Source organism: Algibacter aquimarinus (genome assembly GCF_039543265.1).
Classification (GTDB): Bacteria; Bacteroidota; Bacteroidia; order Flavobacteriales; family Flavobacteriaceae; genus Algibacter_B; species Algibacter_B aquimarinus.
Genome location: NZ_BAABJK010000009.1, coordinates 290360 through 302803, shown reverse-complemented (window position 1 = coordinate 302803; position 12444 = coordinate 290360). Strand labels below are relative to the sequence as shown.

Annotated in this window: 9 protein-coding genes and 3 tRNA genes; 6 read left to right on the top strand and 6 right to left on the bottom strand. The window is 30.0% G+C overall.

What is annotated here, in order from left to right; translation table 11 throughout:
- Nucleotides 1-7 precede the first annotated feature (7 nt).
- The 3 genes from ABD939_RS13765 (at nt 8) to ABD939_RS13755 (ending at nt 297) form a co-directional block, all read left to right on the top strand.
- Nucleotides 8-96, top strand: a tRNA-Ser gene (locus tag ABD939_RS13765).
- Between the two features lie 23 nt (nt 97-119).
- Nucleotides 120-194: transfer RNA gene (locus ABD939_RS13760), tRNA-Pro, on the top strand.
- A 29-nt stretch (nt 195-223) separates the two neighbouring features.
- A tRNA-Arg gene (locus ABD939_RS13755) sits at nt 224-297 on the top strand.
- Nucleotides 298-331: 34 nt separating this feature from the next.
- Here ABD939_RS13755 and ABD939_RS13750 read toward each other — a convergent pair.
- The 4 genes from ABD939_RS13750 to ABD939_RS13735 form a co-directional block, all read right to left on the bottom strand.
- A complete protein-coding gene (locus ABD939_RS13750; RefSeq protein ID WP_345169867.1) occupies nt 332-1513 on the bottom strand; it encodes a THUMP-like domain-containing protein in 1182 nt (393 codons plus the stop codon).
- Between the two features lie 6 nt (nt 1514-1519).
- Entirely contained in the window at nt 1520-2608 is a 1089-nt protein-coding gene (locus tag ABD939_RS13745) for an AI-2E family transporter (protein WP_345169866.1), read from the bottom strand.
- A gap of 22 nt (nt 2609-2630) precedes the next feature.
- Nucleotides 2631-3131: a TrmH family RNA methyltransferase gene (locus tag ABD939_RS13740; protein ID WP_345169864.1), complete on the bottom strand. Its 501-nt coding sequence runs from the start codon at nt 3129-3131 to the stop codon at nt 2631-2633.
- Nucleotides 3132-3573: 442 nt separating this feature from the next.
- Nucleotides 3574-4242, bottom strand: a complete 669-nt coding sequence (locus ABD939_RS13735) for a DUF4159 domain-containing protein (RefSeq protein WP_345169863.1) — start codon at nt 4240-4242, stop codon at nt 3574-3576.
- 26 nt (nt 4243-4268) lie between these two features.
- Here ABD939_RS13735 and ABD939_RS13730 point away from each other — a divergent pair, with 26 nt between their 5' ends.
- A complete protein-coding gene (locus tag ABD939_RS13730) occupies nt 4269-4997 on the top strand; it encodes a DUF1223 domain-containing protein (protein ID WP_345169861.1) in 729 nt (242 codons plus the stop codon).
- Here ABD939_RS13730 and ABD939_RS13725 read toward each other — a convergent pair.
- Entirely contained in the window at nt 4992-5699 is a 708-nt protein-coding gene (locus ABD939_RS13725) for a 16S rRNA (uracil(1498)-N(3))-methyltransferase (protein ID WP_345169859.1), read from the bottom strand. The genes ABD939_RS13730 and ABD939_RS13725 overlap by 6 nt on opposite strands.
- A 5-nt stretch (nt 5700-5704) precedes the next feature.
- A complete protein-coding gene (tsaD, locus tag ABD939_RS13720) occupies nt 5705-6727 on the bottom strand; it encodes a tRNA (adenosine(37)-N6)-threonylcarbamoyltransferase complex transferase subunit TsaD (protein ID WP_345169857.1) in 1023 nt (340 codons plus the stop codon).
- A gap of 167 nt (nt 6728-6894) precedes the next feature.
- Between tsaD and ABD939_RS13715 the strand changes: the two genes are divergently transcribed.
- Both ABD939_RS13715 and pfkA read left to right on the top strand, forming a co-directional pair.
- Nucleotides 6895-11295 (top strand): translocation/assembly module TamB domain-containing protein, encoded by a 4401-nt coding sequence (locus ABD939_RS13715; RefSeq protein ID WP_345169856.1) that lies wholly within the window; start codon nt 6895-6897, stop codon nt 11293-11295.
- A gap of 162 nt (nt 11296-11457) precedes the next feature.
- Nucleotides 11458-12444, top strand: a complete 987-nt coding sequence (pfkA, locus tag ABD939_RS13710; protein WP_345169854.1) for a 6-phosphofructokinase — start codon at nt 11458-11460, stop codon at nt 12442-12444.

Sequence of the window (12444 nt, the reverse complement as noted above, 5' to 3'; positions counted from 1 at the left end):
CAATTAAGGAGAGGTGCCTGAGTGGCCGAAAGGAGCGGTTTGCTAAATCGTCGTACCTAGAAATAGGTACCCAGGGTTCGAATCCCTGTCTCTCCGCAAAATATTATAGATAATCTATTCGGGGTGTAGCGTAGCCCGGTTATCGCGCCGCGTTTGGGACGCGGAGGTCGCAGGTTCGAATCCTGCCACCCCGACACTGTTTTCGTAGAAACATAAAAACTACGGGCTCTTAGCTCAGCTGGATAGAGCACCTCCCTTCTAAGGAGGCGGTCGAAGGTTCGAATCCTTCAGGGCTCACATAAAGCTTCACTTTTTAGTGAGGCTTTTTTGTTTAATTTACTTTAGAAGTTAATAATACAATTTTATTGTTTTTTATGTTTGTTGTAAAAAATAAATAAGTGCTTCCACCATCTTTAATATTAAGTTTTTTTCTTATTTGTTGAACTGTTTCAGGGAAATTTCGAGTAGTAATATTAGCTTTTTTAATGCCTAATTTTTTAATTTCTTTTTTGTTGTAGGTTATCGAGTTTTCAATTTTAAAAATTCTTCCAGGAAATTCTAAAAGTTCTTTACTAGTGTATAAATGAGAATGCTTATGAATTTTGAAAACTTGTAATTGTTTTGATATTTGATGGAAAGCTCCTGCCTTTAATATAGATGAGTTAGGCTCATACAAATAAGTTAGTGGTAAACTATATTCAGCTTCAGTTTGTTTTTCATCTTGTAAATTAAAGCTAAAAGAGTCTTTAGATTCTTTTTTTAGATTTACCGTTTCAACAGAAATAGTATCATTAAACCCTTTTTCTAATATCCAGAGTAATTCTTTAACTTCATTATTTACTGCAACAACATGAATAGTTTTTACAAATTGTAATTCATGAATGCCTAACGAAATATCCAAAAGTGGAGACGTTTTTATTAAAACGTTTTTAGTATGTTTAAAAAGTATATCTATGTGCTCTGGAACGCTTGGTAAACAGTCTTTCAAAAAAAACACTTTCCCTTTGCTATCATGTCGTCTTGATGGATCAATATAAATCCAATCGAAATTTTTATTTGAATTTTTTAAATATTCAATACCATCAATTTGCAGAGTTTCAATATTAGTAACATTTAATTGACTAAAATTATGCTTAACAATTTCTGAAAGGTTATTATTCATTTCGCAATGAATAACTGTTTTAAACTGCTTGGAGAAGTAAAAACAATCCACGCCAAAACCGCCTGTTAAATCAATTATTGATTCACCATTTAATAATTCAGATTTATAATTTGCAGTAATTTCAGATGAAGTTTGTTCTATCTTTAACTTATTGGGGTAGATAATATTCTTAGCAGTAAACCATGAGGGAAGTTTTAGTTTACTTCTTTTTTTAGCTTCAATTTGTTCAATTATATCCTTCGTTTCAACTTTTGGAAAGTTAGTACCTTTAAGCAATAATATATTTACATCAGAATTTAAATTAGTATTAATAAATTCCTGAATATCAGTATTTAAGATTGAAGAGTTCAAAAGAATTTATAAGTCTTTAGTTAGTTTTTTAACGACCTTGTTTTCTGATAAAAACTCCTTTAAAATAACTTTTATTGCGGTATATGCTGGTACGGCTACAACTAATCCAACAACACCAAATAAAATACCAGTAATTAAAATTACTAAGAAAATTTCTAAAGGATGTGCTTTTGTAGCTGTAGAGAAAATTTTTGGTTGACTTATAAAATTATCAAATAATTGACCTATCATAAATACGATGAAAACCCAGAATGTTTTAGGTAAAATAACTTCACTAAAACTTTCTCCTAAATTACTAGTCATGGTAAGTGTAAGCATTAAAAAGGCACCAATAAGTGGCCCTACATAAGGAATTAAATTTAACAGAGCACATAAAAATGCAATAACAATAGCATTTTCTACACCTATAATTAGTAAACCAATAGTGTAAATAACGAATAGGATTAGTATTTGAAGAATAAGACCAACAAAGTAACGCGACAACAAATCTTTAATTTTATTTGAAGAATTTTTCCAACGAGATTCTTTATTATCTGGAATAAAAGTTAATATGCCATTTTCGAATAAACGGCTATCTTTTAAAAAGAAAAAGGAAATAAAAAGCACCGAAAATAAACCAATACTAAAACTACCTAAACCACTAATAATCGAATTTAAAAAATCTGGAATTAATGAATAATCTATTTTAGATAATAGGTTAGATTCTTTTAAAGATTGTTCAATATCTATCTGATGTAAATCGAAATAACTAATTATTTCTATATATAAATTTTCTATGTTTCCTTGCAACTCTTCAATGTTAAGTAAAGAAAGATTTTGCCCTTGTTTTATTACTAACGGAATAAATAACCAAACCAAACCAGTAAATAAGCCTAATAAAACAACCATACTTACTATTACTGCAATAGTATTTTTAAATTTTAATTTGCGTTCTAAAAACAAAACAATAGGTCTGCCTATTAAAGAAATTACTGCAGCTATAGCTATATAACCAATAACGGATTGAATTTGATATAAGAAATAAAGCAATACAACTATTCCTATAATAATACCAATAGCTTTTAAAATACCGTTAGAAATAGTGTTCGAATTCATAATGGTAAATATATAAAACAGTTTACAAAAGCTGCTTTGTTATTTCATATAAAGCAATATTAGTAGCTTGAACCACATTCATACTAGAGTTTTGTCCAAACATGTAAATATGAATTATCTCATCAGATGACTTTAAAATGTGTTCTGATATACCAAAATTTTCATCTCCAATAATAAGCGCAATGGGTTTTTCTTTTGATATTTGAAATTCATGAATTGGTTTGCTGGAATTTGTAATTTCTAATGAAATAATCTGATATTTTTTAGATTTTAAATCGTCAATTACTTCTGTAGCAGTTTTTTTAATTTCATAATTAACAACTTTTTCTGTTGCTCTTGACGTTTTAGCCATTTTTCTTCCTAACTGAATACCTTCACCACAAAGTATTAATTTTTCAATACCAAAGGTATCTGCTGTTCTAAATAAACTTCCAATATTTGGCGCATTTGTTACGTTATCGCAAACTAAAATTATTGGAAAAGTTTGTTTTTTGAATTTTGTATTGTAGTGTGTGAGTTGCAAAAAATATTTGTTTTGTTTATTTCAAGATAGAAAGGATTAATTCGAAATAGTTATAAGTTCTTCATCATTTAAAAGAAAATATAATACTATGGCAAGAATAGAAAGAAAGATAATAATTTTTAGAATTAATATTAACAAGTGCTTTAATGAGTAATTATTTTTATTATTGAAATCTTCAAAAAAGAAGTCTACTAATGAAACAAAAAAATCTTTCATTAGTAAAACAAGTGAAATGTTTTACCACAATTATAACTTGAATGCGAAAGTGGTATTCCAAAGCAGCAAGTTATACCATCTGGACATTTGTAATGAAAATTCTCAAATCCAATTGTATAAGTATGGCTATTAATTTGATGTAAAGATTGAAAAGAAAACACTAAAATTAAAATAATAGCGACAATTTTATGTTGTAATTTAAAACGTTTCATGTGTTAAGTATAGGTTAATTTTCAAAAGCATATTTAACAATATTAGCGCCCATTTTTAATGCTTTTTCTCTTACATCGGCAGGGTCGTTGTGTATTTCGGTATCTTCCCATCCGTCGCCTAAATCACTTTCATAGGTGAATAATAAAACCAACCTTTCTTCATGAAAAATACCAAATGCTTGAGGCCTTTTTCCATCATGTTCATGTATTTTAGGTAAGCCTTTTGGAAATTTATAAACGGAATTAAAAATAGGATGACTTGCAGGAAGTTCAACTAAATCTTTACTAGGAAAAACTTTTTTTAGCTCTTTAGTAATGTAGGGTTGCATACCGTAATTATCATCAATATGTAAAAAACCGCCAGAGACTAAATAGTTGCGAAGGTTTTCAGCGTCATCATCACTAAAAAAAACGTTTCCGTGCCCCGTCATATGTAGTAACGGATATTGATATATATCTAAGCTCCCCGTTTCTACTGTTTCTGGTTTAGGATTCATTTTTGTACCAATATTCTGGTTACAAAAGGTAATTAAATTAGGAAGTGCTGTTGGGTTTCCATACCAATCGCCACCGCCTTTATATTTTAAAATTGCTAAGTCTTGACTAAAGCAGTTGGTTGTTAAAAGTATGCTAAATAATAATATTGATGTAAGATTCTTAATCTTTAACGAACTAAAACTCATAGTTATCAAAAATAAAAATTATTATTATGCAAAAGCTCTTTTTAATATTAATTATATTGTTCTTTTATTCCAATACAGAAAAAAAAGATTCTTTTGAGCCTGTTGTAGTTTTAGAATTATTTACTTCGCAGGGTTGTTCTAGCTGTCCTTCGGCAGATGAGTTATTGAAAAATATAAAATTTAAAAATAAGCAAAGTGAAGTTATTACATTGTCTTATCATGTAGATTATTGGAATTATATAGGTTGGAAAGATCCATTTAGCAAGTCTGACTATACTGATAAACAGCGGGATTATAGTCGTAAGTTTAATACCAGTACTATTTACACACCTCAAATTGTTGTAAATGGCAAAGAGCATTTTGTAGGTTCTAATAAAACAATTATGGATGCTAAATTAAAATCCTATTTAAAAACACCTTCTAGTAATAATATAAAGATTTATGACATAAAAAAAGATGCTGATGGCATTGACTTTAAATATGAAATTGAAGGAAAAACATTTGATAAAAGAATGCGTTTTATTTTGGTTATTAATGAAAGAAATACAGAAATTAGTAGAGGTGAAAACAGAAATCGAGTATTAAAAAATGACAATATAGTAGTTGAAGAATTTCGTGTTAAAATAAATAAAACAACTGGGAATGCCAGAATTGTTATCCCAGAGGTTGTAAAAGCGAGAGATAAACTATCGTTAATTGCTATTGTCGAAACAAGTAACTTAGATATAACAGGAGGTTTTCAAATAATGCTATAGGGTATTTGTAAAAGCAACAGAATGACACGCAACAATAGCTGCCGTTTCGGTACGTAATCGGGTTTTTCCCAAAGTAACAGGAATAAAATTATTTTCTAGTGCTGTTTCAATTTCTTTAACAGAAAAATCGCCTTCTGGTCCAATTAAAATTGTGATATTGTTTTTAGACTTGAGTTCATTTTTTAAAGATTTTCTATCAGTTTCCTCACAATGCGCAATAAATAAATGGCCGTTAAAATCTTGTTTTATGAAGTTTTTAAAAGAACTAACATCATTTAATTTTGGTAGATAACAGTTTAAAGACTGTTTCATGGCTGATTGCAAAATACGCTCAAAACGTTCAGGTTTAATTACCTTGCGTTCGCTGTGTTCGCATATAATTGGTGTAATACTATCTATACCAATTTCTGTAGCTTTTTCTAAAAACCATTCGTAGCGGTCGTTCATTTTTGTTGGTGCAACTGCCAAGTGTAAATTATAATTTCGTTTGGGTTGTAGTGTTTTTGAAACAATTGTTGCTACACATTTATTAATGTTAGGTATGGTGATTTCTGCTTTAAATAACCAACCACTTCCATTAGTAATATGCAGAATATCCCCAATGTTTTTGCGCAGGACTTTTACAATGTGTTTGCTTTCTTCTTTGTTAAAAGAAAATTCTTTGGTCGTTTCTGTTACGCTTGGGTTATAAAAAAGTTGCATTTTATCTATATCTTTAATCTCGCAGAAGCCATAACATCTTGTTTGGCAAAATCACCTTCTAAATATTTTAGATAGCCAACAATGGCTATCATTGCAGCATTATCTGTTGTGAATTCAAATTTAGGAATATAGGTTGTCCAACCAAATTTTTGTTCACCATCTTTTAAGGCTTTTCGTATTCCAGAATTTGCTGATACACCACCACCAATGGCAATATACTTTATGTTAGTTTGTTTAGTAGCTAGCTTCAATTTATCAATTAAAATACCAATTATGGTATATTGTATAGAGGCACAAATATCATTTAAGTTTTCCTCTATAAAATTGGGATTTGCTTTCGTTTCTCGTTGTACAAAATAAAGAATTGCCGTTTTAAGCCCAGAAAAACTAAAATTTAATCCATCTACTTTTGGTTTAGTAAATTTGAATGTTTTCGGGTTTCCAAGTTTGGTGCGCCTATCTATCTCTGGGCCTGCAGGATATCCTAAACCTAAAATTTTACCACTTTTATCAAAAGCTTCACCAACAGCATCATCAATAGTCTCACCAATAACGGTCATATCAAAATAGTTATTCACTCTAACTATTTGTGTATGTCCGCCAGAAATTGTCATTGCTAAAAACGGAAAAGGTGGTTTTTCAAATCCTTCTTCATCAATAAAATGAGCCAGAATATGAGCTTGCATATGGTTAACATCAATTAAAGGAATGTTTAACCCATATGCCAAAGATTTTGCAAAGGAGGTTCCTACCAATAAACTCCCCATTAAACCAGGACCTCTTGTAAAGGCAATAGCACTTAACTCTGCTTTGGTAATATTAGCTTTTTTAAGTGCTTGGTGTACCACAGGAACTATGTTTTGTTGATGTGCCCTAGAAGCTAATTCTGGTACAACGCCGCCATATTCTTCATGTATTTTTTGGCTAGCAACAACATTACTCAAAATTTTACCGTTGTGTATTACAGAGGCTGCAGTATCATCACATGAAGACTCAATTCCAAGAATAAAAATATTTTGTGAAGCCATTATTAAATATTAGGCACAATAATTGTTAATTTTGATTCAGAATAAAAAGTCTAACAAGGTGTTTTTATTCGTAATTACAAAGGTAGGGCATTCATAATTAAATTTTAATCTAAAAACGTATCAAAAAAGGGCTTAAAATAGCATCAAAAATAATCGGCATTATTTTAATGTTGTTTATTATTTTGGTGTTAATTTTATCTATTCCTTTTGTACAAACTGGACTTGGTAATTATGCAACCAAAAGACTAAATAAAGATTTTGGTACTAACATAAATATAGATAAAGTTGGCTTGCAATTTAATGGCGATGTTGAGCTAAAAAATATTTATGTTGAAGACTACAAGAAGGATACACTAATTAGCATTACCGAATTAAATACATCTATTTTAAACTTCAGGAATTTATACAATGGCAAATTAGTTTTTGGTGATATTGATATTATCGATTTAATTTTTAATATCAGAACCTACAAAGGAAGTAAGGATACTAACTTAGATGTTTTTGTTGCCAAATTTGATGATGATAACCCAAGACCAGAAAAGAGCAGTTTTTTATTGTCATCAAGTGATGTTTCAATCTACAATGGTATTTTCAATTTGTCTGATGAGAATAGAGAAACTACAAAACTACTTCAGTTTAAAGATTTAAATATAAATGCCACAAACTTTCTAATAAATGGTAGCGATGTAAGTGCCAGAATTAACACATTAGCCTTTAAAGACAGTAGAGGTTTGGTTATGAAAAATATGATGACCAACTTTAAATATACCTTGCAGGATATGACCTTTGCTAACTTAGATATAAAAACACCAAATTCCGTTTTAAAAGGCGATTTAAAGTTTTTGTACAATCGGGAAGACTTGCAATTCTTTACAGATAAAGTTTTAGTAGAAGCCAGTTTTAAAGACTCTAATGTGCAGCTAGATGAACTAAACACATTTTATAACGAGTTTGGAAAAAACCAATATGCCAAGTTTAGTGTTGCTTTATCAGGTACCTTAAATGATTTAACAACTAGTAATTTAAAATTGACAACAAGTACCAACACAAAAATTTACGGCAATATTAATTTTAAAAACCTATTTAATAAAGAAGAGAATAATTTCTATATGAATGGAGATTTTTCAAATTTATCTTCAACTTATAAAGATTTAAAAAGTTTACTCCCAAATGTTTTAGGTGCCGCCATACCAACATCGTTTGATAGGTTAGGCAAGTTTACTATAGTGGGTAATTCGCAAGTAACATCATCAAAGGTTATTGCAGACATAGAAATAGATACCGAGCTTGGTTTTGTAGATTCAAATTTGGAAATAGACAAGATTAACGACATTGATAATGCAAAATACAGTGGTAAAATTATATTTGAGCAGTTCGATTTTGGTACATTTTTAAATGACCCCAATGTAGGTTTTACATCTTTAAATTTTGATGTAAAAGGAAGTGGTTTTACTCCTGAAAATATTGATACCCAGGTAAAAGGAGATGTTTTTGAAATTGACTACAACGATTATGTTTATACAGGTGTAAAAGTTGCAGGAAATTTGCGTAATAATATTTTTGATGGAAACTTAATTGCAATAGACAGAAACCTGAAACTAAACTTTAATGGTCTTGTAGATTTTTCTGAACAATTGAATAAATATGACTTTGAGGCAAAGGTTGATTATGCAAACCTAAAGGCACTTAATTTTGTTAAAAAGGATAGTATTTCAATTTTTAAAAGTACTGTAAAAATGAATATGAATGCCAGCAACTACGATGATGCTTATGGTAAAATTTCGTTTAGTAATACATCTTATAAAAATGAAAACGATACATATTACTTTGATAAGTTTGATGTTTCTTCAAGGTTTGATAAAGATATACGCTCTATAGAAATTAACTCCCCAGATATAATTGAAGGGGATTTAAAGGGACGTTTTCGCTTCAGAGATTTAAAAAAGCTATTTGAGAATTCGTTAGGGCACATTTACACAAACTACAACCCTCATGAAGTTCAAAATAATCAAAGTATCGATTTTAATTTTAAAATTTACAATAAAATTATTGAGGTCATTTATCCTGAAATAGAGCTGGGTAAAAATACTTTTATTCGTGGTAGAGTAGAAAGTGATGAGAGGAAGTTTAGACTCACTTTTAAATCTCCAGAAATAAGATATATCGATAATTTTGTAAACAATATTGAGCTTCAAGTAGATAATAGTAATCCACTTTTTAATACACTTGTAGAGTTAGATAGTATTAATACGAAATACTACAACGTTTCAAAGTTTAATTTAATTAATGTAACAGTTAATGATACGCTTTTTATGCGTTCTGAATTTAATGGAGGAAAGCGTAATAACGATATCTATAACCTTAGTTTTTATCATACTATTAATGAAGAAAACGAATCTGTAATTGGGTTTAAAAAATCTGATGTAACAATTAAAGATAGTAAGTGGTTCATTAATGAGAAAAAGGATAACTTAAATAAGTTTTCATTTAATAAAGACCTTTCATCATTTAAGATTGACGGATTTAAAGTTAATCATCAAAATGAAGAAATTAAACTTTCTGGCTTTATAAAAGACTCTACTCAAAAAGATTTAAAACTTAATTTTAAAAATGTTGATTTAGCAAAAATAACACCAGATATTGATAGTTTGTCTTTATCAGGAAACGTAAATGGTAAATTAGATATTTTACAACAAAACGGCAGTTATTTACCTAATTCTACGATAGTTGTTGACGATTTAAAAGTGAATAATTTTTTATTAGGCTCATTTGATGCTACTATAACAGGTAATGAATCATTAACCAATTATACTGTTGATGCAACAATTAAGGATGATGAAGCAAAATCTTTTAGTGCAAAAGGAGACATAAGTGTTATTGGAAAACGGTCTGCCATAGATGTAAATTTACAGTTTGATAAATTTAATTTATTTCCTTTAAATCCACTTTTAGATGGTGTTTTATCAGACATACGAGGTTTAGCAACAGGAGATGTAAAATTGATAGGAGATTTAAAACGTCCAGATATTAATGGAAAGCTAAACTTAAACAAAGCAGGGTTAGGAATACCTTATTTAAACGTTGATTTTGATTTTAATGAAAAAGCATCGGTTACCCTTAAAGACCAAACATTTATTTTTAATAAAATCAAATTAACTGATACCAAATATAAATCTAAAGGAGAATTAAGCGGATCTTTAAGTCATATCAACTTTTCTAATTGGAGCTTAGATTTAGATTTAAAAACACCACGATTATTAGTTTTAGACACTAAAGAAACTGAGGAGTCTCTTTATTATGGTACCGGATTTATTGGAGGAGAAGCGACTATAAAAGGTCCCACAGAAGCTTTAGTTATTAGTGTTGCGGGAGAAACGAAAAAAGGAACTGTATTTAAAATACCACTTTCAGATGCTGAATCTTTTGGTGATAATTCATACATAAGATTTATAACTAAAGAAGAAAAACGGGCAAGAAATGAAGGTGAGGAAATTGTTTTTCAAGAAATTGATGGGTTAGAATTAGATTTTGATTTAGATTTAACTGAAGATGCCGAGGTTGAAATTATTATAGATAAAAATTCGGGGCATTCTCTAAAAGGTCGCGGTCGCGGTGGTTTATTAGTAGAAATAAACACCAATGGAAAGTTTAATATGTGGGGAGATTTCTCTGTGTTTGAAGGGGTTTATAATTTTGCTTATGGCGGTTTGGTTCAAAAAGAATTTATAGTTGAACCTGGAGGAACTATTGCTTGGGAGGGCGACCCTCTAGATGCCATAATTAGAATGAATGCTATATATAAAACACAAGCAAATCCATCACCATTACTAGATAATCCAATAAATAGAAGTATTCCTGTAGAACTTAATATAGCCTTAACAGGGAATTTAGAACAGTTTAATCCAAATTTTACATTCGAGTTTCCTAACGTGAATTCAGCAATTAAATCTGAGCTTCAATATAGATTAGAATCTGAAGAGGATAGAGGTAATCAAGCCTTATATTTCCTAGCTAGTGGCGGTTCTTTCCAAAGTAGAGGTTTTAACGATTTAAGTATATCAGGAACCATTGCAGAACGTTTAAATGGTATTATTAATGGTATTTTTTCAAATGGAGATGGAAAGCTAAATATAGGTTTAAACTATGAAGCGGGAGAAAACAGACCAGATTATCAAACAAGTGATAGATTTGGAGTTACGCTTCAAACCCAAATAAATGACAAAGTTTTAATAAATGGAAAGCTAGGTGTACCAGTTGGAGGTGCAGATGCTAGCGAAACTGTTGTAGCTGGAGATGTAGAAATTAGTTTTCTTTTAAATGAAGAAGGAACTTTAACAGCCAAAGTATTTAACAGAGAAAATAGTATTAGAAACTTTGGAGAAGCTATTGGCTATACACAAGGTGTCGGACTTTCCTATAATGTAGATTTTGATAACTTTAAAGAACTCATTCAAAATTTTTTCAAGAAAAAGGATAAAGTTGAAAATGTTGTTGAAGAGGAATCTGATAATCAAGAGCAAAATGCATTACCAGATTTTATAAAACATAAAACAACTACAAAGGATTAATATAATCTCTGATTTACCCTTAAATTTACTACTGTTTCAATAGTAAAGCTACTTTTTTTATTAACTAAAACGTTATAGTTTAGCAAGCATTATTAAAATATGATATATGTTATAGAATTGTAGTTTTTGTTTAGTAATTTTACGTAATAAATTAGAAAATTAATGCCAAAACAAATAAAAAAACTTGCTGTTTTAACATCTGGAGGAGATTCTCCTGGAATGAATGCAGCTATACGTTCTGTAGTTAGAGCGTGTGCTTATCACGATATAGAATGCTATGGTGTTTATCGTGGTTACGAAGGATTAATGGAAGGAGATTTTGAGCCATTAAATGCAAGAAGCGTAAAAGGTATTATTAATAAAGGTGGTACAATTTTAAAATCTGCAAGATCAAAAGAATTCCGAACTAAGGAAGGAAGGCAAAAAGCTTATGATAAATTAATAGAAGCTCAAATAGGTGGTTTAGTTGCTATTGGTGGTGATGGAACTTTTACTGGTGCCATGATTTTTAATCAAGAATTTGATTTTCCAGTTATGGGTATTCCTGGAACTATAGATAATGATATTGTTGGAACATCTCACACATTAGGTTTTGATACTGCTTTAAATACGGTAGTTGACGCTATTGATAAAATTAGAGATACCGCAAGTTCACATAACAGATTATTTTTTATTGAAGTTATGGGGAGAGATGTCGGTCATATTGCCTTAAACGTTGGTATTGCTGGTGGAGCAGAAGAAATACTTATTCCTGAAGAAGATTTAGGTTTAGATAGATTAGTAGACTCTTTGAATAGAAGTAGAACATCTGGTAAATCATCTAGTATTGTTGTAGTGGCTGAAGGCGATAAAATTGGAAAGAATATTTTTCAGCTTAAAGAATATGTTGACGAAAATATGGAAGGCTATGATGTTAGAGTTTCAGTTTTAGGCCATATGCAACGTGGCGGAGCACCATCTTGTTTCGACCGTGTTTTAGCCAGTAGAATGGGTGTCAAAGCAGTAGAGTCTTTATTGGCAAACAAAACAAATTATATGGTAGGGTTGCTAAATGGTAAAATGGAACTTACACCATTAGAAAATGCAATTAAAGGTAAAACAAAAATAAATTTAGAATTATTGCGTGTCTCAGATATCATGAGCACTTAA